Annotated in this window: 26 protein-coding genes, 12 tRNA genes and 1 rRNA gene; 35 read left to right on the top strand and 4 right to left on the bottom strand. The window is 48.1% G+C overall.

All coding sequences use genetic code 11. The features are described 5' to 3' along the window. The 13 genes from rrf to ACFRAM_RS24215 form a co-directional block, all read left to right on the top strand. Positions 1-94: ribosomal RNA gene (gene rrf, locus ACFRAM_RS24155) — 5S ribosomal RNA — on the top strand; the annotation flags it as partial. Positions 95-99: 5 nt separating this feature from the next. After that, a tRNA-Asn gene (locus ACFRAM_RS24160) sits at positions 100-175 on the top strand. A 1-nt stretch (position 176) separates the two neighbouring features. Next, a tRNA-Thr gene (locus tag ACFRAM_RS24165) sits at positions 177-252 on the top strand. A gap of 9 nt (positions 253-261) precedes the next feature. After that, a tRNA-Glu gene (locus tag ACFRAM_RS24170) sits at positions 262-336 on the top strand. A 41-nt stretch (positions 337-377) separates the two neighbouring features. Further along, positions 378-453: transfer RNA gene (locus ACFRAM_RS24175), tRNA-Val, on the top strand. Positions 454-505: 52 nt separating this feature from the next. Beyond that, positions 506-580 (top strand) — tRNA-Gln (locus ACFRAM_RS24180). 69 nt (positions 581-649) lie between these two features. After that, positions 650-722 (top strand) — tRNA-Lys (locus ACFRAM_RS24185). A 15-nt stretch (positions 723-737) separates the two neighbouring features. Next, positions 738-821 (top strand) — tRNA-Leu (locus ACFRAM_RS24190). 5 nt (positions 822-826) lie between these two features. Beyond that, a tRNA-Gly gene (locus ACFRAM_RS24195) sits at positions 827-901 on the top strand. A gap of 7 nt (positions 902-908) precedes the next feature. Further along, a tRNA-Arg gene (locus ACFRAM_RS24200) sits at positions 909-985 on the top strand. Between the two features lie 11 nt (positions 986-996). Continuing rightward, positions 997-1070 (top strand) — tRNA-Pro (locus ACFRAM_RS24205). A gap of 14 nt (positions 1071-1084) precedes the next feature. Next, a tRNA-Gly gene (locus tag ACFRAM_RS24210) sits at positions 1085-1158 on the top strand. 14 nt (positions 1159-1172) lie between these two features. Continuing rightward, a tRNA-Pro gene (locus ACFRAM_RS24215) sits at positions 1173-1246 on the top strand. A 263-nt stretch (positions 1247-1509) separates the two neighbouring features. Here the strand turns inward: ACFRAM_RS24215 and ACFRAM_RS24220 are convergent. Both ACFRAM_RS24220 and ACFRAM_RS24225 read right to left on the bottom strand, forming a co-directional pair. Further along, positions 1510-1923, bottom strand: a complete 414-nt coding sequence (locus tag ACFRAM_RS24220) for an ImmA/IrrE family metallo-endopeptidase (protein ID WP_379468900.1) — start codon at positions 1921-1923, stop codon at positions 1510-1512. Positions 1924-1984: 61 nt separating this feature from the next. After that, the gene (locus ACFRAM_RS24225; RefSeq protein ID WP_379468903.1) at positions 1985-2413 is read right to left on the bottom strand and encodes a helix-turn-helix domain-containing protein; all 429 of its coding nucleotides are present in this window, start codon (positions 2411-2413) and stop codon (positions 1985-1987) included. 273 nt (positions 2414-2686) lie between these two features. On the opposite strand from ACFRAM_RS24225, the gene ACFRAM_RS24230 reads away from it, so the two are divergent. From ACFRAM_RS24230 to ACFRAM_RS24335, 22 genes are all read left to right on the top strand, one after another. Beyond that, positions 2687-3208 carry an ArpU family phage packaging/lysis transcriptional regulator gene (locus ACFRAM_RS24230; protein ID WP_175371846.1) on the top strand — a complete coding sequence of 174 codons (522 nt, stop codon included), beginning with the start codon at positions 2687-2689 and terminating at the stop codon, positions 3206-3208. Between the two features lie 503 nt (positions 3209-3711). Next, positions 3712-4125: a phage tail terminator family protein gene (locus tag ACFRAM_RS24235; RefSeq protein WP_379468905.1), complete on the top strand. Its 414-nt coding sequence runs from the start codon at positions 3712-3714 to the stop codon at positions 4123-4125. After that, entirely contained in the window at positions 4122-4298 is a 177-nt protein-coding gene (locus ACFRAM_RS24240; RefSeq protein WP_175371836.1) for a hypothetical protein, read from the top strand. Before ACFRAM_RS24235 ends, ACFRAM_RS24240 begins: the two co-directional genes overlap by 4 nt. Beyond that, positions 4298-5620 (top strand): phage tail sheath family protein, encoded by a 1323-nt coding sequence (locus ACFRAM_RS24245; protein WP_379468907.1) that lies wholly within the window; start codon positions 4298-4300, stop codon positions 5618-5620. Before ACFRAM_RS24240 ends, ACFRAM_RS24245 begins: the two co-directional genes overlap by 1 nt. A gap of 1 nt (position 5621) precedes the next feature. Beyond that, positions 5622-6086 carry a phage tail tube protein gene (locus ACFRAM_RS24250; RefSeq protein WP_175371834.1) on the top strand — a complete coding sequence of 155 codons (465 nt, stop codon included), beginning with the start codon at positions 5622-5624 and terminating at the stop codon, positions 6084-6086. Between the two features lie 120 nt (positions 6087-6206). Further along, positions 6207-6629 carry a phage tail assembly chaperone gene (locus ACFRAM_RS24255; RefSeq protein ID WP_175371833.1) on the top strand — a complete coding sequence of 141 codons (423 nt, stop codon included), beginning with the start codon at positions 6207-6209 and terminating at the stop codon, positions 6627-6629. 196 nt (positions 6630-6825) lie between these two features. Continuing rightward, complete coding sequence (locus tag ACFRAM_RS24260; RefSeq protein WP_379468910.1) at positions 6826-8715, top strand: hypothetical protein; 1890 nt, start codon at positions 6826-6828, stop codon at positions 8713-8715. 1 nt (position 8716) lies between these two features. After that, complete coding sequence (locus tag ACFRAM_RS24265) at positions 8717-9421, top strand: LysM peptidoglycan-binding domain-containing protein (RefSeq protein WP_379468912.1); 705 nt, start codon at positions 8717-8719, stop codon at positions 9419-9421. Between the two features lie 11 nt (positions 9422-9432). After that, positions 9433-10395 (top strand): XkdQ/YqbQ family protein, encoded by a 963-nt coding sequence (locus tag ACFRAM_RS24270; protein ID WP_379468914.1) that lies wholly within the window; start codon positions 9433-9435, stop codon positions 10393-10395. Between the two features lie 4 nt (positions 10396-10399). After that, positions 10400-10696 (top strand): DUF2577 domain-containing protein, encoded by a 297-nt coding sequence (locus ACFRAM_RS24275; RefSeq protein WP_175371829.1) that lies wholly within the window; start codon positions 10400-10402, stop codon positions 10694-10696. Continuing rightward, positions 10693-11127, top strand: a complete 435-nt coding sequence (locus tag ACFRAM_RS24280; protein WP_379468917.1) for a DUF2634 domain-containing protein — start codon at positions 10693-10695, stop codon at positions 11125-11127. The genes ACFRAM_RS24275 and ACFRAM_RS24280 overlap by 4 nt, the downstream gene beginning before the upstream one ends. After that, on the top strand, positions 11120-12178 hold the full coding sequence (locus ACFRAM_RS24285) for a baseplate J/gp47 family protein (RefSeq protein WP_379468919.1): 1059 nt from the start codon (positions 11120-11122) through the stop codon (positions 12176-12178). The genes ACFRAM_RS24280 and ACFRAM_RS24285 overlap by 8 nt, the downstream gene beginning before the upstream one ends. A 3-nt stretch (positions 12179-12181) precedes the next feature. Continuing rightward, positions 12182-12601: a phosphoglucomutase gene (locus ACFRAM_RS24290; protein ID WP_379468920.1), complete on the top strand. Its 420-nt coding sequence runs from the start codon at positions 12182-12184 to the stop codon at positions 12599-12601. 1 nt (position 12602) lies between these two features. After that, positions 12603-13625: a DUF2793 domain-containing protein gene (locus ACFRAM_RS24295; RefSeq protein ID WP_379468922.1), complete on the top strand. Its 1023-nt coding sequence runs from the start codon at positions 12603-12605 to the stop codon at positions 13623-13625. Between the two features lie 11 nt (positions 13626-13636). Beyond that, a complete protein-coding gene (locus tag ACFRAM_RS24300) occupies positions 13637-13978 on the top strand; it encodes a hyaluronate lyase N-terminal domain-containing protein (protein WP_175371824.1) in 342 nt (113 codons plus the stop codon). Between the two features lie 2 nt (positions 13979-13980). Continuing rightward, the gene (locus tag ACFRAM_RS24305; RefSeq protein ID WP_379468924.1) at positions 13981-14592 is read left to right on the top strand and encodes a putative phage tail protein; all 612 of its coding nucleotides are present in this window, start codon (positions 13981-13983) and stop codon (positions 14590-14592) included. Positions 14593-14603: 11 nt separating this feature from the next. Beyond that, positions 14604-16259 (top strand): hypothetical protein, encoded by a 1656-nt coding sequence (locus ACFRAM_RS24310; protein WP_379468926.1) that lies wholly within the window; start codon positions 14604-14606, stop codon positions 16257-16259. Further along, positions 16259-16702 carry a hypothetical protein gene (locus ACFRAM_RS24315; RefSeq protein WP_379468928.1) on the top strand — a complete coding sequence of 148 codons (444 nt, stop codon included), beginning with the start codon at positions 16259-16261 and terminating at the stop codon, positions 16700-16702. The genes ACFRAM_RS24310 and ACFRAM_RS24315 overlap by 1 nt, the downstream gene beginning before the upstream one ends. Continuing rightward, entirely contained in the window at positions 16702-16833 is a 132-nt protein-coding gene (locus ACFRAM_RS24320) for an XkdX family protein (protein ID WP_379468930.1), read from the top strand. The genes ACFRAM_RS24315 and ACFRAM_RS24320 overlap by 1 nt, the downstream gene beginning before the upstream one ends. Before the next feature lie 256 nt (positions 16834-17089). Continuing rightward, positions 17090-17368 carry a hypothetical protein gene (locus tag ACFRAM_RS24325; protein ID WP_379468932.1) on the top strand — a complete coding sequence of 93 codons (279 nt, stop codon included), beginning with the start codon at positions 17090-17092 and terminating at the stop codon, positions 17366-17368. A gap of 15 nt (positions 17369-17383) precedes the next feature. Then, positions 17384-17677, top strand: coding sequence for a phage holin family protein (locus tag ACFRAM_RS24330; RefSeq protein ID WP_379468934.1), 294 nt, complete (start codon positions 17384-17386; stop codon positions 17675-17677). Beyond that, entirely contained in the window at positions 17649-18353 is a 705-nt protein-coding gene (locus ACFRAM_RS24335; protein ID WP_379468936.1) for a M15 family metallopeptidase, read from the top strand. Before ACFRAM_RS24330 ends, ACFRAM_RS24335 begins: the two co-directional genes overlap by 29 nt. A gap of 81 nt (positions 18354-18434) precedes the next feature. Here the strand turns inward: ACFRAM_RS24335 and ACFRAM_RS24340 are convergent, their stop codons facing one another. Further along, positions 18435-19880, bottom strand: a complete 1446-nt coding sequence (locus tag ACFRAM_RS24340; protein ID WP_379468938.1) for an MBL fold metallo-hydrolase — start codon at positions 19878-19880, stop codon at positions 18435-18437. Beyond that, positions 19877-21556 carry an ABC transporter permease gene (locus tag ACFRAM_RS24345; protein ID WP_379468940.1) on the bottom strand — a complete coding sequence of 560 codons (1680 nt, stop codon included), beginning with the start codon at positions 21554-21556 and terminating at the stop codon, positions 19877-19879. The genes ACFRAM_RS24340 and ACFRAM_RS24345 overlap by 4 nt, the downstream gene beginning before the upstream one ends. Positions 21557-21560 lie beyond the last annotated feature (4 nt).

Raw genomic sequence — 21560 nt, forward strand, 5'->3', positions numbered from 1 at the left:
TCCACGCGTACCCATCCCGAACACGACCGTTAAGCCCTCCAGCGCCGATGGTACTTGGACCGAAGGGTCCTGGGAGAGTAGGACGCCGCCAAGCAGTATTCCCTGATAGCTCAGTTGGTAGAGCACTCGACTGTTAATCGAGTTGTCACAGGTTCGAGTCCTGTTCGGGGAGCCATGCTCTCATAGCTCAGTAGGTAGAGTGCTTCCATGGTAAGGAAGAGGTCACCGGTTCGAATCCGGTTGAGAGCTCCACAAGTTTAAGGCCCGTTGGTCAAGGGGTTAAGACACCTCCCTTTCACGGAGGTAACAGGGGTTCGAATCCCCTACGGGTCACCAATTTTTACTTATCGTTACCCATCAAGGGTTACTATACATATGGAGGCTTAGCTCAGCTGGGAGAGCATCTGCCTTACAAGCAGAGGGTCGGGGGTTCGATCCCCTCAGCCTCCACCATTATCGTCTTCATAACTGAGGAGATACTGGATAATATATAGGTATCCATTAATGGGGATTAGCCAAGCGGTAAGGCAACGGACTTTGACTCCGTCATCCATAGGTTCGAATCCTATATCCCCAGCCATTTCACTCTAAACAAGTGAAGTTAAGCTTTGGTGAGAGTCCGGTTACTGATCGGATACACCTAACTTATGAGCCATTAGCTCAGTTGGTAGAGCACCTGACTTTTAATCAGGGTGTCGAAGGTTCGAGTCCTTCATGGCTCACTTTATTAATATTATGCGCGTGTGGCGGAATGGCAGACGCACCAGACTTAGGATCTGGCGTTTAACGACGTGGGGGTTCAAGTCCCTTCACGCGCACCACTTATGCGGACGTGGCTCAGCGGTAGAGCATCGCCTTGCCAAGGCGAGGGTCGCGGGTTCGATTCCCGTCGTCCGCTCCATAATTTTGCGCCCTTAGCTCAGCTGGATAGAGCGTTTGACTACGAATCAAAAGGCCGGGAGTTCGAATCTCTCAGGGCGCGCCATTTTATATTATCGGGATGTAGCTCAGCTTGGTAGAGCACCTGGTTTGGGACCAGGGGGTCGCATGTTCAAATCGTGTCATCCCGATTTTAAATTTTTTTGCGGGTGTAGTTCAATGGTAGAACTTCAGCCTTCCAAGCTGATAGCGTGGGTTCGATTCCCATCACCCGCTCCATAATCTTATACTTTCGGGATGTAGCTCAGCTTGGTAGAGCACCTGGTTTGGGACCAGGGGGTCGCATGTTCAAATCGTGTCATCCCGATATTTAATTGCTAATTAACTCTTACTCTGGTAAGAGTTTTTTTGTTGTGTAACTTTTGCTAATAATGAGAGATGTGCATAAGTACTACAGCTTTGAAAAAGCCTAGAGAACTTAAAAAGAAGCCTAAACAAGCCTAAACAAGCCTAAAGAAGCTTGGGAGGTTGCAAAGTTCTACAGTTAAGCTGAATTATCAATCATCTGATCGGCAGGACAGATCTATGTAATTGACTGGTAGATGGGGATGACGAAGTGTACATTCTAAATTAATCCTGCAAAAATAGTCGGACCTCCGGTGGGATCCCTAATCTCAGATAGTAGCCTTGATGTGATTCGTCCTGTTCTGGCGCAGTATTGGCCGTCAGCAGTTGGATCGCAAAGGCATTCGCTTGCCTCTCCAGCTTACCAGGGGCGAAGTAAGAGTTCTCTTCCAGGAAAAAACGGTTAATACCTTTGTGAAGTCGATCATGCCCCAGTTCATGCGCACAAACGAATCGCTGCCATTCTACAGGCAGTTCATTATGAATGACGATAAATCTTCTTCTTAATTTTCGATAATATAATCCCTTCGTACCTGTCCCCAGATTCATAAAACGAATGTGAATGCCGAGTGCCCTGGAAAGTTCAAAAGGACAGTTGGTCTTATATTTTTTAATCAGATTATTAATCAATTCATCCATTGTCTTCACCTGCAGTACGTTTAGTGTATTTGTTGTTTTATCCTACTGAAGTCTTGAACACTTAATCCTGTTTGGGCTTTTTGCGCTTATTCATTTGTTTGGCCTCCCAGAACAACCCCGTAAGCACGTCTTTAATCCTCTGCTTGTCCTCCTTATCCAGCGGAATACCATCGAACATCAATTCACCGTCATCTTCCAGCATTTTACGGAAATCACGCTTGTCCTTGTTTGTAGCCCATTCAGGGACGATTTCGGCTTCAGCAGCACCTTGATCTTGCAAATACCCTGCACGCTCCATCAGTTCTTCATAAGAACATCCTGTTGCTTCAGCGATCTTGCGTAGGGTTGCCGGTTTGGGGATGCCTCTCAGACCATTCTCGATCCGTGAGATTTGTGAACCGCTGATACCTGCTGCAGATGCCAATTGATTGATGGTTAGTCCTCTTTGTTCGCGAAGCTCTTTTAAAAAACGGCCAAATTCTTGTTCCATCACTACCCACTCCTTCTGCACTGTTAGCTGCTGTAAATAATATAAGCCATTTTTGCCAAGAGGTAAACAACAAAGAATGGTTTATTGCCAAAAGGCAAGATATGTGATGAAAAACAGCTATTAACCGACCCATATAGCCTTAAATCGGATTTTACGGAATTGGAAGAGAGGTGGTATATTATTGAAAAAGGCGAACAAAATACGAACAAGTAGAATTTTACCACAAATCTTGGAGAAATACTGCAAATATAATACAAGGGAGTGTATGCTGTGCTGAACCTATCTTCTTTACCTGAACTGGACCGTCGCCGGACACAGATCACTATAGAAAGCATGCTGGAGAAATACCGTATTTTTAAAACCGTTACCTTTGAGGCTAAGGAAGCAAGTATCACTTATTCCTATACTGAACGTTTTCATGGACCAACGAATGCTATTACAGATCAGACGGCGGCGCTCGCCACACATAATGTGGATGTGCCTGCTGCTCGTAGAGCTTATTGTGCCGCAATCGACACGGTGGTGGACAGGCTGGACACAAGAGAGCAGCAGCTGGTACGGGAACGGTACATGAGAAGAGATGAGATGTACGATTACACCATATACAATCATGTGTTTGATCCACCCGTTAGCAAGGACACATACGTAAAGATACGTTCCAAGGCTTTTTATAAAATGGCGCTGGCATTAACCGACCTTGGGCTGCTGTCACTGGACTCTCTGTTAAAAGTTACGTCAAAGTCGCCGAAGCTAGAAAGAGGTGGATCCTCCTTAGAGAGTATCGGCCACCTCTAAAGATCCCAGAAAGGAACCTGGGATCACAGTTTATTGAAACTATTAAATCTATAGAAGCTGTATCATCCGCAATGTGGGTGGTGCAGCTTTTTTATACGTTAGATCTGGTTCACTTAATATTTATATATGCAACAAAACAGAACACATGTTCTCTACTAAAAACCACTCTATTCCATCCGTAAGCCCTGCTGAAGTTCGCCGTAACACCGTCTCTGTGCACGAAATAAGGGGGTATGATTATAACATGGCAAATGAAGCAAAAGGACACCGCTGGAGCATGAATGCTCCACTACACATCAGGCCAGCAAGGCTGAAACACTAAGAGCGCGGTGAAAAGTTTCTTGGCTCAGCTGCCATAGTCTTAAACGGATAGAGTTCCTGCTATAAGGACTGTATCCGTTTTTGTTTATCCAGGAACGGGAGGGATGAAAGAGATTGTTCATAGCGTTTAAGATTGATGTCATGAAAGAACCGCCGATCGCGGTCAGGGAAGGAACGTAACGATGAGCGTACAACAACTGCGGGAGTTTATTGCTGCTGTGCTGCAGCGTCATTTTCCGGAAGTTCCTTTATATGTTGAGGGGGACAAGCCGCAGACTCCGTACTTTCAACCCGGGCTCATCTCAGCCACGTATGACCGGCAGCGTGAGAACAGGTATCTGGCAGTGTACCGCTTCGGTATCCGTTATGAAAAAGCAGGCCCGCTGGAGGCTGAACGTATGGCTGATAAGCTGAGTGAAGCGCTGGCTGCGATGGAACAAGAGAGCGGTGTATATCGTGTGGTGCGTCAGGCTTGGGAAGCCGGGACTGAGGGTAAAGGTCCTCTTTTTACTGCGGATTACATGGTATATCTCCATCAGGAACAGGCCGAGGCCGTGAAGATGGGCCAGATGACGGGAGGAGAACGATTGAAATGACGACAAATCAGGCAGACAGTAATGTGTTTGGAAAAGAACAGATAATGAAGTCTTCCCGGTTCACACCGAAGGAAAAGGATGTACTGGATGTTATTTTGCAAGAGGAACAACGTTATTCGCTGGAAGAAGCACAACAATTGATGGAGCTTTTCTTAAATAAGGAGGTTATTTAATGGCTGGTGGAACATGGACAACACAAAATAAGGTGCGCCCTGGGGTGTACGTGAACGTAGCTTCGGAACAAAGCGCGATTGGTAAAATGGGTGAACGCGGTATTACGGCGCTGGCCCTGACACTGCCATGGGGTCCATCCGGAACCCTTCTGAAGGTTACGCCCCAAGATGATATTTATAAATTGCTGGGTCACAGCTTGAGCCATCCGGCGCTGCTGCCGGTTCGTGAAGTGCTGAAACGTGCGGGTACGCTGCTATTGTATCGTCTGAATGACGGTGTAAAAGCGGCTATTACCGGCAGCGGGTTGCAAGCAACGGCTAAATACAGCGGCGAGCGCGGGAATGATCTTACCCTTGTGATCGAAAAGAATATTGAGAACAACACGCTTTTCGACGTGAAGACGCTGCTGGATGGTTCTGAAGTGGACAAGCAAACTGTTGCCAAAGCCGAGGAACTGGTCGCAAGCGCCTGGGTCAAATTCCAGCTGAACGGTACAGAGGGGCTGAAGCTGACGGCTGCACTGCCGCTGACAGGTGGTACGAATGGCACAGTAACCAATCAGCAGCACAGCAATTTCCTGTCGGCTCTGGAGGTTCAGGATTTCCAGACTGTAGGCTTGCTCTCCCAAGATAATGCGCTGAAAGGGCTCTACACTTCCTTTGTGAAGCGCCTGCGCGATGCGGAAGGTAAGAAGGTTCAAGCGGTACTGTCGGATTATGCTACGGCTGGCCATGAGGGTGTTATCAGTGTGAAAAATGGTGTTGTGCTCGCTGACGGTACGATTGTGGACAAGACAGCGGCAGTCGCCTGGGTGGCAGGTGCTACGGCTGCAGCGGCGGTTAATGAATCGCTGACGTACCAAGCGTATGATGATGCGGTAGATGCCGACATTCGTCTGAGTCATTCCGAGACGACGGCTGCCCTCTTGAACGGCGATCTGCTCTTCACATTTAGCAGCGGCCGGGCGGTAGTGGAACAGGATATTAACACCTTTACGGCGTTCTCCCCGGATAAAGCCAGAGCATTCTCCAAAAACCGTGTGTTGCGGGTACTGGATGGAATCGCGAACGATCTCAAATCTATTTTTGAACACTACTTTGTTGGTAAGGTGGCTAACAATGAGGATGGCCGTGCGCTGTTCTGGTCCCAGTGTGTAAGCTACATGAACGATCTCCAGAATATCGGAGCGATTGAAGCTTTCAATGCGCAGACTGATGTTGTGGTTATTGCAGGGACGGACAGTGATAGCATTGTGCTGGAAGTTGCAGTGAAGCCGGTGGATTCCGTAGAAAAAGTATATATGAAAGTGAAGGTGGTTTAAGATGGCATTTTTGAAAGCTAGCGATACAATTTCCGGCCAAGAGGGCCGTGCATATGCCGTGATTGGTACACAGACGGAAGAGATGTTCTATGTGAAGACGCTGGAGGCCACCGTCGAGAAAACAAAGGCGGAAGTGAAAACGCTGGGCCGCCGCGGGGTGCAGCATAAAGCGACGGGTTGGTCCGGCAGCGGATCGATGACCATTTTCTACATGACCAGCCGTTTCCGTCAGATGATGCTGGATTACATGAAGACCGGTGTGGATCAGTATTTTGACATCGAAGTTACGAACCATGATCCGTCTTCCAGTGTGGGAGCGCAGCGTATTGTGCTGAAGGGTGTAAACCTGGACAGTGTCATCATGGCTTCATTGGATACCGAGTCGGATGCGCTGGAGGAAGAAGTGAGCTTTACGTTTGAAGACGTAGAGATTGCTCAGGCCTTTGCTACACCTGCTGGTCAGTAATAGCAATTCTACTAATTATGGATAAGAGCGGGTAAGGCCCGGGCGTGATTACACGACGGGTCTCTTCTCTGTCCGTTTTACCGGAAAGAACATCATAATAACCAACTTAGGAGGATTAATATGAGTGAATTAAGTTTGTTTTTTGCCCAAAATGCAGCATGCGATACGACAGAGGATTTTGTGGTCTCTCAGCGTTTCAAGGATAAAGAGGGGAGTGCCGTGGCCTGGAAGCTGCGCAGCATGACTGAAGACGAGAATCAGGAATGCCGTAAGGCGGCAACCCGTAAGATCAAAGGGAAAAATGGCGTCTATACAACGGATATTGACCCCAATGAGTATATGGCGAAGCTGATGACGTCCAGTGTCGTTCATCCGGACCTGCGAAATGCTGAGCTTCAGCGTTCCTATGGGGTGATGGGTGCGGAATCGCTGCTGCGGAAAATGCTGCTTCCTGGTGAATTTGCTGCGCTCGGAGAGCGGGTACAGGCCCTGAATGGCTTCGCCACGGATATGAACGAGCTGGTGGATGAAGTAAAAAACTAATCAACGAGGGCGACGGTGAGGCTAACTTAGCCTACTACGCCCTCCACGAGCTGCATATCCTGCCGCACGAGCTGATGAAGCTCTCCCCACGCGAACGGGCCGCGATCTACGCCATGATCGCTGTCAGGGTAGAGAAGGAGAAGCGGGAACATGCGAAGAGCAGGGCTAGGAAGAGATAGGTAAAGGAGGTGGTAGTGTGGAAAATCCAGTGACAAGTACAGCACTGGTTCCGGTAACTGCAGTAACGGTCTGGCAGAATGTAAACGCACAATGGGAGCGATTGAATCAAAACTTTGATCAGTCCGGTGACTCATTGAATAACCTTCAGAAGATTTTAGAGCGGATCTATGAGGAGAAGAACAAATCCTTTATGGAAGGCTTCATGCGTTCACAGCAAATGGCAGACCATATATCTGGAAAAACAGGGAATGTAAATCGTGTTTTAGCTGACAATTCAGATGACAGTGGTCTCCCGAAGACGAAAAAGGGTCTGATAAGTAAAATACAAAAGATCATGAAAGCTCTGGATGTCAGTGGTTTTAAGGCAACTAGCAATATGGGGGAAAAGGTTGTTGGGCATACCAAGAACAAAAAGGAAGAGGCTAAGGATGTAAGTAGTTCATCCGAAGACTCCGAGGTAGTGAGCTCAAAGAAAAAGAGATCAAAGTCAAAAGAAAAGGAAAAAGAAAAGGATTCAAAGAAAGACAAAGATAAAGACAAAGACAAAAAGTCGGGATTTATAGCTAAGCTGGTAGCTTCTTTGGACATCAGTAAACTATTCGGTAAAGTAAAATCCTTGGGAGAGAAAATAATTAAACCGAATGCAACTGACGAGGATAAGAAGAAGTGGGCGAACATCCAAAAGAGTACGACCAATGTTGTCGGCTCAATGGGACAAAAAGCTATTGAAGCCCTGCGTCCTGCACTTGATATGCTGAACACAGCCTTTCAATCGGATCAAATGGTTGCTGCTATGAATTTCATGGCTAATATATTCATGGTTATTGCAACAGTCATCAGCATGGTAGTTGAAGGACTAATGTATATGGCTACGGTTGTGCAACAGAACTGGGATGTTATAGGACCGATCCTTGGAGCAATAGCCTTTGTATTATTAGCAGCTATGATTGGACAGGTGTATAGTCTTGCAGCTGCTTGGATGATAACTAACTTGCCTATTCTGCTGTTTGTGGCAGCAATCGCCTTGCTTATATATTGTCTTCAACAAGCAGGCGTTTCTACGGAGGAGATAGTCTCTGTCGTGGCTGCGGCGTTTGGCTGGTTAAATGTGTTTATCCAGAATATAATAATTTATCTTTACAACGCGTTTATCTCATTTGCTGATTTCTTCCGAAATCTGTTTTTGGATCCGACGTATGCGGTAAAGAAGCTGTTCTACGACTTGGCTACTGGCGTTCTGGACTTGTTCTATAAGATGGCATTGGGTACGGAGAACTTTGCAGGGGGATTCGTTAAGATCATTGCAGATGCAATCAACGCCGCTTTAAAGAAATTCAAAAATTTAACGGATTTCCTAAGCAATATTCCGGGGTTTGGGTCCTTAGCTAATATCAAGATAAATTATCTTGATACCAAAAATCCTCACGTTTTCAGTGATTTGATTCTGAAGCAAAGAGGAAAGTTAGAGGCGCCCACAAGTAATCAACCAGTTTATGATACTAAAAAGAAAGAGTATAAAGACCCTCAAGCCGTTATGGTCGACTATGCGCAAAGGGCCAAGAAGGTCACAGATAAATTTGATACGAAAGTTAGTTTGAAAGATTATACTTCAAAGAGTGCAACGCCCGGCATTAAAAGTCCTGCCGATAATGTTTCCCCCGACATCAACAAGGTTGGTGAAGTCGGCAAAATCAATGACACCGTCGACATCTCCAGCGAAGACCTGAAGATGATGCGCGAGCTGGCGGAGATTCAGGCGATCCAGAATTTTGTGGAGCTGACGCCGACCGTGCAGGTAACGACAGGGAACATCAACAATGCCGGTGATATTGATACGATCATCAATAAAATCGGGCAGAAGCTGAACGAAGAGTTCATTTCGACAGCACAGGGGGTGTACACGTAACGTGGAAGAGTACGGTTTTTTCTTAAGCTTCAATAACATGCAGGAGATTTTCCGGCTTCCGGTGAACCCGGAGACGCTGGAAATGAAGGAATCCGGTGACGGCAAAAGCTATACAATCGTCGATTTCGGGGAAATTAATGCGATATCTTATCCGAAGCTGACCGAGATTACGATTGAGAGTATTTTTCCGGGGCAGCGGTACCCCTTTGTGCTTGTTCAGGAGAAAGGGCCCAACCGGCTGCGGCGGCCATTTGAATATGTGGAGCTGATCAAGAAATGGATGGAGAGCCGGCGCCCCATCCGTTTTATTTTTTCCGGGCTCAGGGCAGGAGAGCAGAGCCGGGACCCGAGGGAGTCCAGTGATTTTGCGGTCAACATGGCCATGAGCATTGAGAACTTCAGTTGGAAGCTGGTGGCTGGCAGTTCGGGAGACATCGAGTTTTCACTGTCGCTGAAGAAATATGTGTTCTACCAAGCGCTCCCAATTAAGGTCGATAAAAAAGGCCAAGTTAAGAAGGAAGAGCAGCGTCCCAGCGATAAAAAGCAGCCCTCAACCTACACCATGAAAGCGGGAGATAATCTATGGAAAATCGCCAAAAAGGTGCTGGGTGACGGGCAGAAGTACACAATCATTCAAAAGCTTAACGGCATCCCTGACAGTCAGCTGAAGAAACTGCCTATCGGGAAGGTCCTTAAGATGCCGTAAGGAGGGATACTGTGGAACTGCTTTTAAAGAATAAGGAGGGCAGGGTGTGGGATCTCTCCAAGATTGTATCGGATATTTCCTGGAAAACAGCACGTACCGGCAAACCGGCAACACTGGAACTCACTTTGATCGATAGCGGAATCTACCAGCACCCCAAGTTTGGGATCAACAACGGTGATATAGTGCAGTTTCGAAAAGATGGGGTCAATGTGTTCTATGGTTTTGTCTTCAGTATAAGTACGGGTTCAAATCAGGAGATCAATCTGACGGCGTATGATCAGACCCGGTATTTGTTGGGGAACGGAACCTATGTGTTTCAGGATGTTACCGCCAGTGATGTGATTGGCAAAATCGCCAAGGACTATGGGCTGCAGATTGGCGTGCTGGAGCAGACGGATTATCGTATTCCTTCATTAATTGAGCCGGACAAGAAACTGCTTGATATTATCATGGGCGCTGTCGGGAGCGAGCTGCAGTACAAGGGAAATCTGATGTCTTTTTATGATGATTTTGGCAAGCTGACTCTACGAGGGCCGAATTCCATGCTGCTTAATCTGATTTTTGGGGATGGACATCACTTGTACGAGTATTCTTTGAAAAAGAGCATCGATGACGATACGTACAACACGATTGTTCTCTACCAGGATAATGAGCAAAGCGGCCAGCGGGAGCCTTTCGCAGTGACTGACATAGATAATGTGGCACGCTGGGGGATTTTACGGCTCTATCAGAAAGCGGACGACAAAGCCAATGCCGCGCAGAATATGGAGAAAGCGAACAATCTATTGAAGCTGCACAACCGGGAAAGCCTCAGCCTCTCTGTGCAGTCACTTGGAGATCTTCGTGTGCGGGCGGGAAATTTCATTTATGTGCTGCTGGATGAGCTCAAAACCCAGTTATTTCTGGTGGACCAGTGTACGCACAAAATCTCCGGCGATGAGCATACCATGTCTCTGGATATTAAGGTGGTGTAATAAAATGTTGGATATTATTAAAAAAGCGAGCCTCGGCGCGGTGGGAAGCACCAATCCGGTGGCTTTTTCGTATGGGCTCGTTACAGGGACGGCTCCGCTTCAGATCCAGGTGGATCAGCGGTTTATTTTAACAGGTAATGCCTTGGTTCTTCCGGAATCGGTCATTGAAAGTAAGATCCAGTTAAACGGCCAGGAAGTGATACTGCGGCGCGGGCTTGCTGCTGGAGACCGGGTGCTGATGGTGCGGATGCAGGGCGGCCAGAGCTATGTTGTACTGGATAGGCTGGTGAACCCGTCATGATCCCTGAGATTGGAAAAGAGGGCCCGATTACCACTGCTGTTGAAGAAACGTCGGGTACTTTTGAAACTGTGGAAATGCCCAGTCTAACCTATCGGATGGATTGGGAGCGCAGACGCATCAGCAGCCATACGGATGGACTGGAAGCAGTCAAACAGGCCGCAGCCAAAATACTGAACACGCTTCGCTATGAGCACCTGATCTACAGTACCGACTATGGTTCGGAGTGGAATTTGGTCTTGGGACAGGACCGCTTGCTGGTTCGTGCGGAGCTCCGGCGTATTTTAACAGAAGCACTGCTTCAAGATGACCGGATTACCGGGGTAGAAGAGCTGAGCATTGCTTTTAACGGAGACAATCTGGATGTAAGCTGCACGTTGGTTACGAGCTATGGCAGCTTCCGGGTCAGAAAGGAGATGAATGGAGATGGCTGAGGAACAGAGCTTTGAAGCGCTATTGGAACGAATGTTGGACCGGGTACCGAATGGTCTGGATAAACGGGAAGGAAGCATTATCTATGATGCGCTTGCCCCGGCAGCAGCCGAAATGGCCCAGATGTATATGGAGCTGGATCTGAATACCAATCTGCATTTTGCCGATACCGCCAGCGGTGAATATCTGGATCGTTCTATTGCCTGGTTAGGGATTAAACGGCGCGCGGCTAGTAAGGCTGAACTTCAGGGTGTTTTTTCTAACAATAAAGGGGAGCCCCAAGAGGTTCCAATTGGCAGTCGCTTCTCGCTAGAGATGTTAAACTACACGGCTACACAGAAATTATCGCCTGGTGTGTATCGTCTGGAATGTGAAACGGCTGGTGCGGTGGGCAATCGTTATTTCGGGCCCTTGCTGCCGGTGGATTATATTGCTGATCTGGCAAAGGGGGAGATTACGGCGTTATTAATTCCTGGAGAGGATGCCGAGGGGGATGAAACACTGCGGCAGCGTTATTTTGATGCGGCAAGACGTCCCTCCACCAGCGGGAATAAGTATCATTATGTGGAATGGGCGATGCAGATTGCCGGGGTGGGGGGAGCGCGTGTTTTTCCACTGTGGTCGGGTCCCAAGACGGTGAAGGTCGTCATTGTGGATGCTGACAAGAAACCTGGTTCTCAGTTGCTGGTAGCAAAGGTCCAGGAGTATATCGATCCGGCATCTGGTAAAGGGGAGGGACAGGCCCCAGTCGGTGCCCTTGTGACAGTAACGCCAGCCGTGGGCAAGAACATTAATATTCAGGCTAAAGTCACACTTGCTGCGGGGTACACATTGCAGGCGGTGAATGCGGAGTTTGCATCTGTATTAGAAAAATACCGCAAGGATAAAGCTTTTGCCTCCACCTATATCAGTCAGTCGGTGATTGGTGCTTTGTTGCTAGGTACGGAGGGCATCGTCGATTACACAGAGCTGAAGTTAAATGGCGGGATGGGAAATGTATCGCTTGATGCAGAGGAAGTTCCGTTGTTCGGCAATGTTGCGCTGGGGGTGTAGGGGGTGGGATATCCGGACGGGATTGATATTTTCAAGAATAAACTTAATAAAAAGCCAAATGGCGGAAGCTATTTAATTGAAGAGAAATTAACGCTTGTTAATGGTGTATATGATGGACCTCTTGCTCATGACAATATTAATAATCAGAGTCTGACGGTTTATTCGGGGCCACGTTATAGCGGTGAGGAACTGCGGAATTTTACGGTATCTTTTCCCGATGATGCTCCATGGCAGCGTGTAATCAGAATATTTGCCAATTCCAATGTCTCTGAAGCCTACGTTACTTATGAAACTCCTGGCGACACGGTGGAAGCGGAGGACATCAATGTCCTTCAGAGTGGCCTTACGGCTGTCCAGAGTGAAGTGGAACGTTATAAAGAGCATGGCCGGATTGACGGAGGATCATTTAGAAGAGAGGTGTAACATGGCACAGACGATACAAATTAAACGAGGAACAAAGGCAGAACTGACTACTTATGGGGTACTAAAGGCTGGTGAGCTTGGGTTCTGCATCGATACGAAGGAGGTCTTTATCGGTGATGGTGCCTCCAACTCCATGGTCGGCCGGGCGCTGTCCGGTCCGGAAGCTTCAAGGCCTGTTGCCGGGGTAGCAGGACGTTTATATTATGTGACGAGCGGAACGAATAACGGTTATTTGTACACCGATGATGGCTCCGCCTGGCGGCGGGTCAATCCTCAGAAGCTCAGTGATCTGACCGGTACACTCGATGATATTGCGGATGGTACGACTTATGCCAAAGTGCTGAAGACAGACGTCAGCGGAGGACATATCAACAAAGTGTCAGATGGCACCAATGTGAAAACCGCTGCAGAGATCAAGTCTCATATTGACGATATTGCCAAACATCGGGTTATCAATGATACAAGCAATGCCAATACGGATCTGTGGTCCGCTCAGAAAATCAGAAATGAGATTGAGTTAGCTAAGCGTAACATTGAACCCCAAGCTTCTGTAAAAAGTCAGAACGTATCCACTCCGCCCACCAATCCGGTTGAGGGTGACCGGTTTATTATTCCAGCTGGGGCGAAAGGAGTCTGGACGGGAAAAACAAACCAGATCGTGGAATATCAATCTTCCGTGTGGACGTATTATTCACCTGACGTAGGCTGGACCGCCTATGTAGACGATGAACAGAAGATATACAGCTGGAATGGCACTACCTGGGTACGTACTGGAGGTGCTCTGCAGACGATTACGGCCGGAAATGGACTAACCGGGGGCGGGCAGGCCGATACAGTAACCCTTAATATAGGTGGTGGTAACGGTATTGCGGTTAATACCAATGGTATTTCAGTCACAGCGGGCAAAGGGATCACTGTAGATGCTGGCGGCGTATCTGCAAATGTGGATGGTACCAGTATTGTATATGACCCTTCCAACAGCAATAGGCTTATGGTAGCTAGCATCGATGGCGGCACTTTCTAGGAGGCGATAAAATGGCGCGAAAGACATTGATTCAAATTCGCCGTGGTTTGGAAAACGCGCTGGGTACGCTGGCTGCAGGCGAGTTGGGGTTTTGCACTGATTCCGGCAAGCTGTATATTGGTACGGCGAACAGTGGGAATGTACTGCTCGTGGCAGCTCAAAGCACCGGGGACATGTTGAAAAGCATCTACGATACAAACAACAATGGGAAAGTTGACTTTGCACAAGTAGCAGATAGCGTCCCGTGGGCTGGCATCGATGGCAAACCCTCAGTATTTCCACCTGCTTCCCATACCCATTCGGAATATATGCCTAAGGGACCGCTGAAATGGAATCAGCTTAAGGGGGTATAGCTATGGCTTATGGTGAGCATCTATACGGCACGATCACCTTTTCTTCTGAAAAGTCGGTCCAAGAAGGTCCCGATTTCAATATACCCGATCTGATGAGTTATCTGCCGGACTACTACCAGGGTGTTCTGGAAATGGAAGAGCTCCAGAATATTCAGGCTGTGGAGTGCGGGCAGCTTATGTATGCGATAGAAGATAGTGCCACGCAACTGGTGGTAGAGTCTGCTACCTGGGGGCTGGGGCGCTTCGAGAAGGAGCTCGGGCTGAGCACCGACACGTCAAAGTCCTATGCCAGTCGTAGAGAAATGATTGTAGCGAAGCGGCGGGGCAATGGAACCACGACTCCGGAGATGATCCGGCGGACAGCGTCTGCTTTTTCCGGAGGGGATGTAAAGGTTGTAGAGGTGCCGAATGAGTACAGCTTTGAGGTGCATTTCGTGGGTACACTCGGCGTTCCGCAGAATATGGCGGGTCTGATACAGATGATCGAGGAGATTAAACCTGCGCATTTAAGTTACTCTTTTGTCTATACCTATACTTGGTGGGAGTCGCTCAAAGCTCTCAAATGGAACACAGCAACAATCAAGACATGGAATGAATTAAGAACTTATAGATAGGAGAGTGACACATGCAGACAACAGGGAATTTAGGGTTGAAAAAACCAGAGGGTACGGATTACGTTGATATAGCCGACCTTAACGGAAATATGGACAAGCTGGACACTGAGGTCGTGAAGCTTGCCTCCCCTACTGAGAATGGGCGTATGTCGGCTGCGGATAAAGCGAAGCTGAATGGCGTTGCTGCCGGGGCTAACAATTATGTGCATCCTAATCATACAGGCGATGTGACCAGTAACGGGGACGGTGTAACGGCGATTGCACCGGGTGTGATTGTCAATTCTGATGTGAATGCGGCAGCAGGCATTGACGCTTCGAAGATTGGGACAGGTGTGGTATCCAATACGGCATTCAGCTATCTGAATGGTGTGACCAGCGGAATTCAGGGACAGCTGAATAGTAAAGAGACACCTGCTGGTGCACAGGCGAAGGCGGACGCAGCGGTCGCAGCAGCAAAAGCAGACTATATTCGCCAGCCAGGATACGCAGCCACTAGCGGTACGGCAACAGCTTATACCGCAGCACTTACTCCAGCTCCTACAACTGCACCGGATGGATTCGGTATTACTATCGTTCCGCACATCACCAATGGGGCAAACCCTACACTTAGCGTTAATGGTCTTGCAGCGGCACCTCTCAAAGATCAAAAAGGTGTCGCTTATGCAATTGGCAAGCTCATCGCTGGCAAGCCTTATTCGTTTCGTCGTGTGGGTACGGATTTTTTGGCCGATAGCGCGGGTGGCTCTGGCAATGCGGTAGCAGGAGACATTCGCGCGGGTAAAACAGCGGCAACGGATGCGGGAGATATCACAGGCACTCTTCCGGTTCAAACTGGTGGTACAGTTACACCGGGGCCTTCTGCAATTGTTAAGGCAGCGGGGATATATGATACCGCTATTACTGTGGTAGGAGTAGGTGTTCCAGCTGCGAAGGTTCTTAGTGATACGACAATAGCTGGAACTAAGGGGACTATCCCAATAGCTAATCCAGCAGTCAGTTCCCATTGGCCTGCCACTCAGGTTTCTTACGGAGCATACTCAGGTGATGGCATTCCGTATTTGTATCTTCAAGCTCCGAATGGTCACTTTCTAAATGGTGTTGATTGGGTTAGATATCGTGAGCCTAATTTCAACCCCGCATATTTCAGATCAGATGTAAATATTTTTGGTGTGCAAGGCACTATGCCAGTTCAGGGCTCGTATACCGCCGCAACAAGTTCAGGGTGGGACGGGAATAATCTATTTATAAGGATACCGTGGGGCGCTTACGTTAATGCATCAACAACCGGAACTCCTGAAATAATAGTAAGTGCAGCGCTTGCGAGAGCAGATGTGAATATACAGTCGGGAAATATTCGGAACGGAGTATGGATATATGGTGTTCAAGGTTCACTGCAGTCTAAATTATACGCCTCTGGATCGTGGGCAACAGAGCAGTATGAGCCGCAGGTTTCAGGTCTTTCGTTCAGACCGAAAGTCATCGTATGCTGGACGAAGAGTTACGATTTGAAATTTGCAGTTTATTATATGGAGTCGATATCAACTACACAATTTTGGAATAACATCACAGTGACCGATAGCCTAGATGGTGTTAATAGATATATAAGTAATGACGGTTTTAAATTACGAGCAGGAAATGGTGTTTCGTATTGGGAGGCGTGGGGATAATGGAAATAGGAAGAAAGATTTATTATGAAAAAGATACAGGCAATTTTATCGTTGATACTGGAGAACGTTCTGGCGATGTGGTGAAAACTACTTGGGAGCAAGATTTTAAAACATATAAAGCTCTTGCTGAGCGTGTGGAGAAAACCGTAGGCGTTATAGAGTTAAAGTATGGCGCGTACAAGCAGGATTTTATGGAATGCAGCAGTTATCGTGTAAACATCAAGACTAAGGATTTGGAGTTTAGCTATCCAGATCCTAGTTCTGATCTGGAACATCCACAAGAGCCTATGTATCAACGCCCCTTAACCGATAGAATCGCAGCTATTGAATCAGAAAATCTCTCTCTGACCTTAGAATTGACTATGACTCAGGCCAGATTGGAGCAGGCGGAGACAGGGCAGGCAACGTTGCTCTTGTCATTGGTGGAAGGAGGTGTATTATAGTGGATTGGTATGCGATTATCAAGCGTTACTACAATGCTGGATATTACACACTGAATCAAATACAAGTGTTTATAAACGCCAAAAAGATTACAGCAGATCAGGCTGCTGAAATTGTAGGAGACGCCGAATAAGGCGTTCTTATTTTGCCCTCGGATTCCCGGGGGCTATTTTTGTATTAAGGCTATGTTACAGAACGCATATGGAAAACCTTTAGATCTGCTTTAATCAGGTGTTGTCGTACTTTAAAAGACTTTCATGTGAATCTGAATCACAAATTTGCTTAAGGTATTGGAATTGCAGTTTTTCTTTTCGGCGACGTTTTGCAGATCTAGAACATGTTTTTATGGGGATATAAAAAGTACATTATTAGTTGAGGGGGAAACGGGATTGGAGATTACAACTCTAATTGCAATGATCGCGGCGGTGAGTGGAGTGGTGCTGGGGTGGGTAGGGCGTAATAGAGCATTTAAACAAGAGGTCACCCAGGAGGCATCGGGGAGCGCTACATTGCGTACAGACGTTCAGTATATTAAACGTGGTGTTGACGATATTCAGGCTGATGTACGAGTTCAGGGCCAACGAACGGATATTCTGACCGAACGCGTTACTCGGGTTGAGGAATCTGCAAAACAGGCGCATCACCGGATAAATAAGTTGGAAGAATAGAAGGGATGATATTTTATGGAATGGAGTGTTATTGCAAGTTATATTGAACCTGATTTGTTTATTGTGATCGGGGTCTGCTGGATTATAGGTTACGTCCTCAGACGTACACCCAGGGTGCCTAATTGGACGATTATTTATGCTGTGACATTGGCAGCGATCATAATTTCTTCCTATATCATGAGTTTTAACGTAGAAAGTGTGATGCAGGGCATCCTGTGCGGGGCTTTGGCTGTTTACGGTAACGAGTTTATAAAACAGACGAGAAGGGGGTTGGTGCACAATGCTGACACTGACTCAGGTGAAAAGTAAATCGGCATCCAGGCTCTCCGGTCTGCATCCCGTTATCCTTGCTGCTTCTACGGCATTGATTGAACGCTGTTATGCGCGCGGCATCCCTATTGTTATTACACAAGGGCTGCGTACCATCGCCGAACAGGATGCATTGTATGCGCAGGGGCGTACCAAGCCAGGGGCCATTGTTACCAATGCCAAAGGGGGTTACAGCTACCATAATTATGGACTGGCTGTGGATTTTGCGCTGCTGCTGCCGAATGGGAGTAGTGTCTCATGGGATATGAAGCTGGACGGTAATGGGAACAACATAGCAGATTGGCTGGAAGTTGCAGAGGAAGGGAAGAGATTAGGCTTTGAATGGGGCGGAGATTGGACCAGCTTCAAGGACTACCCCCATTTTCAAATGACTTTCGGATTAACGCTGGCTCAGTTAAGAGCTGGAGTACAACCCGCTGACTCTGCAGTTGAAGCAGCATACCGAGTAATCACTCCGAAACAGGAGCCGAAGGAGCAGGTTATGGAAGAAAAAACATTAGCAACGGTAAAAGTGAACGGAGTTAAAGTCGCTGACGGCCTGTTGGATAAGGGAGTGACCTATGTACCGGTACGAGTGCTTGTCGAAGCACTGGGCGCGAAGGTTACGGGCTACGATGCGCTAACCAAGACGGTGGAGATTACATGCAATCGTTAAAATAATGAATAATAAACAAAGGGCTGATACAGGAATCGCAGGGTTCCATTGTATCAGCCTTTTACATAGAAGTAGATTTATTTAGAAGTGCAATTGGTCTCCAGGTAAAAGTGAATGCAAACCGGTAGCGCCCTCTTCTTGGAGCAGGGTGATCGCCTGCCGGTTATGATGATCCGGTGCATGAACAAGTACATTCTCATGGCTGGGAATGCTGTGCAGCATGTCCCGGATATCCGGCAGACCCTGATGGACCTTGTAGCGGATTAAGGAAATGGCAGGTCCGCCAGCAGGAGGGGACGTCACCAGTCTCTGCGCAAAGCTGCCTGCCGGTAGATGCCCAGTGAAAATAACCTGACTGCTAGGGTTGGTCGATAACTGATCGTAATACCAGCGGGCTGTAGAAGAGAGTAGCATGCCATCCCCTGTAAAGATAATAGCCCCACTAGATTGATCCATAGCCTGCCTACGCTGGTCCGGATCTGAAACAATATGCAGCTTGTCACTGTTCAGCAATGCTTGAATACGTGAGGTAGCTGTCTCCCTGAGCCAAAAGGAGCTTTGTTCAAGCTCACGTAAAGGTGCGAGCAATCTGTCTTCCGCGACTAGCTTTGTATCCGGGAATTGTTCCCCGGCCCAGACAAGCAGTTCTTGACCTCGCCCATACAGTGGAACAGGTAAAAGGACGGTCCCATTTGCCTCCAATGTGCTGAGGATTGCGGACTCCAATTGCAGCAGCTTGTCACTCTGGGTCTCGGGATCAACGCCGTAGGCTGCATCGATAATAGAGAGATCAACGGAAGGTTGGGGCGTCGTACTTACAGTTGAGACCGTCTCACCCGTTTCTCTGACCGCCTCATTGTTTATCACTTTAATTATCGTTTTAGTTGTCGTTTCAGCTATTTCCTCCGCCTGCTTCCGGGTTGCCTTCCTATTGCTGTTCTCTTCGTTCTTCTGCACAGCAGAATGGAACAATGCCAATCCTGGATCATCCACCGCCAGCAACTGAGATTCCCCAGTAAAATCGCCAGAGAAGAAGATGGTTTTACCGTCCCACTCCAGAGCTACCCAGATCGATCCGATCATGTGACCGCTGCGGCCCCACATCACACGAAGATTTGGAGTCAGACTAAGCCATGTTAAAGGGGCAGTATGTTCCTCCAGGTAGGCATACTCAATCGCTTCACAATCTGCCTCTTCAAAAGGAAGTGGAGTCGGTCCTGCTGTCACGTAATTACGCCAAGCTGTAAAATAATCCGGCAGCTGCAGCGCGGTTTCCCGGGTCGTCCACACCTTTCCTTTATATCCGTATTTATAGAGAAGAGGCAGCGCAGCGGAGTGATCCTCGTGGGCATGGGAGAGAAAGACAGCCAGCAGTTCCGGAATTCGCTCTGCTTCCAGCAGCGGATATTCGCTCCCGGCTTCTTTTTTGACTCCGCAATCCAGCAGGATGCCCCTCTGTTCGTTCCTGATAAGATAAGAGGAGCGCCCATGCTCCCCGGCGCCCCCCCATATGGTTAGTGTAGTCATCGTTGTCTCCGCTTTCTGTCAGGGTTTAGATATTCGATCGCCAGTAGCAAGGCGGTTGTGATGCCGACAGAAACGACGGCCATGGCCATACCGAGCGCAACAGCGCCCTGCTCAAACTGGGCGAAAATATAAGTTGCCGATGTCTGCATAGACGGGGGCAGGATCAGCAACGAGGCGACCAATTCCCGATTGGAAATGGTGAAGGTCATCATCCAACCCGCGGCCATGCCGGGCAGGATCAGCGGCAGCAGGATACGCCTAAAAACATATATCCGGCTGCCGCCGAACACTTGGCCCGCCTGCATCAAGGCGGGGTCCAGCTGCCCATAGCTTGATTTTACATATTGCACGGTATAAGGAAGAAACAACACTACATAAGTCAGTACGACCATGCCGTACGTATTGTATAGCGGAATTGGCATCCAGCGGGCGTTCCAGAACAGAATCAAGCCCACGACTAATACAATGCCTGGTACGGTATTCGGCAGTAAACTGAAAAGGTCGGTGAGCTTCTGCCTCCATGACGTGGCTTTGCCAATGGTTAGTCCAAACCAGGTGCCTAGAATTACTGCAATACAAGAAGCAGCCACGGCTAGGCCTAAGCTATTGATTAGCGCGTGCATTCCCGGAGAACCAGGGGACAGCAGCTCACGATAATGATTTAGTGTCAAATTCCCCCAAGACAAGCCTTCTCCCCGCAGTTTGAGCAGCGAAGCAGTAATAATGGAGAAATAAGGCACCCCAATCGAAGCAATTAGCAGGAATACTAGATACCCCCAACTGGCTAAGCCTGCAAGTCCCCTTGAGGTTTTGCTTTTGCTACGCATTCCTTTACCGCCAACCAGACGGTAGGAGTAACGACTGCTAATCAAGGTCTGGATGTACCACATAACCAAACATACCCCCAGCAATACAGAAGCTAATGAGGTAGCTTTACCGAAATCAATCGGCCAACTAGCGATGTAGCGGTGAATTTCGGAAGTAAGAACATAGAAGCCGATTTTGCGGCCAAAGGTTGCCGGCGTCCCGAATTCAGCAATTGTTTTGACAAAGATCAGCAGCGCGCCCAGCCCATAACTGGATAATAACAAGGGGAGGATTACTTTCCTGCTCTTATAAGCAAAAGATGCGCCATGAACCGCAGCGGCCTCTTCCAGACTGCCGCCGATCTGCAGCAGCGAATTACGCAGTAGCAGATAGAGAAAAGGGAATAAATGCAGACTCATAATCAGAACCATACCCCAGTAGGAGAAGAAATAGGGAGTAACCGCCGCAGAAGCGGGCAGCAACTGCTCCATATATCCCCCGGACTGCATAAACAGCATCCAGCCCATAGAACCGATATAGGGCGGTGTCATGAAGGGAATCAACAGAACCACATCCAGCCAGCGATGACGGCCGATGGACGTTTTCGCCATAATCCAGGCCAGTGGAAGGGCAAAAACGGTAGTCAGGGCAATAACACTAACTCCGAGACCTAGCGAGTTTAGGAGAACTTCTATCAATCCGCTGTTGTTCATAATGGTCTTTAAGGGAGCAGCAATATCAAGCCTGCCGCCTGGATAAATACTTGTCCAGAAAATCAGGAGCAGCGGCAGCAGCACCAGGATCGCCAATATCCCCAGTGCCAGGCTGCCCCCTCTCCATGGAAAGGTACGTACAGAATACTTCTTCATAATG

The organism is Paenibacillus sp. NPDC056722 (genome assembly GCF_042790635.1).
Lineage (GTDB): Bacteria > Bacillota > Bacilli > Paenibacillales > Paenibacillaceae > Paenibacillus_AQ > Paenibacillus_AQ agri.

Excerpts from the sequence above, each read along its gene's own strand:
- ACFRAM_RS24220 (WP_379468900.1), bottom strand. The coding sequence starts at position 1,923 with ATGGATGAATTGATTAATAATCTGATTAAAAAATATAAGACCAACTGT.
- ACFRAM_RS24225 (WP_379468903.1), bottom strand. The coding sequence starts at position 2,413 with ATGGAACAAGAATTTGGCCGTTTTTTAAAAGAGCTTCGCGAACAAAGA.
- ACFRAM_RS24235 (WP_379468905.1), top strand. The coding sequence starts at position 3,712 with ATGAGCGTACAACAACTGCGGGAGTTTATTGCTGCTGTGCTGCAGCGT.
- ACFRAM_RS24240 (WP_175371836.1), top strand. The coding sequence starts at position 4,122 with ATGACGACAAATCAGGCAGACAGTAATGTGTTTGGAAAAGAACAGATA.
- ACFRAM_RS24245 (WP_379468907.1), top strand. The coding sequence starts at position 4,298 with ATGGCTGGTGGAACATGGACAACACAAAATAAGGTGCGCCCTGGGGTG.
- ACFRAM_RS24250 (WP_175371834.1), top strand. The coding sequence starts at position 5,622 with ATGGCATTTTTGAAAGCTAGCGATACAATTTCCGGCCAAGAGGGCCGT.
- ACFRAM_RS24255 (WP_175371833.1), top strand. The coding sequence starts at position 6,207 with ATGAGTGAATTAAGTTTGTTTTTTGCCCAAAATGCAGCATGCGATACG.
- ACFRAM_RS24275 (WP_175371829.1), top strand. The coding sequence starts at position 10,400 with ATGTTGGATATTATTAAAAAAGCGAGCCTCGGCGCGGTGGGAAGCACC.
- ACFRAM_RS24280 (WP_379468917.1), top strand. The coding sequence starts at position 10,693 with ATGATCCCTGAGATTGGAAAAGAGGGCCCGATTACCACTGCTGTTGAA.
- ACFRAM_RS24285 (WP_379468919.1), top strand. The coding sequence starts at position 11,120 with ATGGCTGAGGAACAGAGCTTTGAAGCGCTATTGGAACGAATGTTGGAC.
- ACFRAM_RS24295 (WP_379468922.1), top strand. The coding sequence starts at position 12,603 with ATGGCACAGACGATACAAATTAAACGAGGAACAAAGGCAGAACTGACT.
- ACFRAM_RS24300 (WP_175371824.1), top strand. The coding sequence starts at position 13,637 with ATGGCGCGAAAGACATTGATTCAAATTCGCCGTGGTTTGGAAAACGCG.
- ACFRAM_RS24305 (WP_379468924.1), top strand. The coding sequence starts at position 13,981 with ATGGCTTATGGTGAGCATCTATACGGCACGATCACCTTTTCTTCTGAA.
- ACFRAM_RS24310 (WP_379468926.1), top strand. The coding sequence starts at position 14,604 with ATGCAGACAACAGGGAATTTAGGGTTGAAAAAACCAGAGGGTACGGAT.
- ACFRAM_RS24315 (WP_379468928.1), top strand. The coding sequence starts at position 16,259 with ATGGAAATAGGAAGAAAGATTTATTATGAAAAAGATACAGGCAATTTT.
- ACFRAM_RS24330 (WP_379468934.1), top strand. The coding sequence starts at position 17,384 with ATGGAATGGAGTGTTATTGCAAGTTATATTGAACCTGATTTGTTTATT.
- ACFRAM_RS24335 (WP_379468936.1), top strand. The coding sequence starts at position 17,649 with ATGCTGACACTGACTCAGGTGAAAAGTAAATCGGCATCCAGGCTCTCC.
- ACFRAM_RS24340 (WP_379468938.1), bottom strand. The coding sequence starts at position 19,880 with ATGACTACACTAACCATATGGGGGGGCGCCGGGGAGCATGGGCGCTCC.
- ACFRAM_RS24345 (WP_379468940.1), bottom strand. The coding sequence starts at position 21,556 with ATGAAGAAGTATTCTGTACGTACCTTTCCATGGAGAGGGGGCAGCCTG.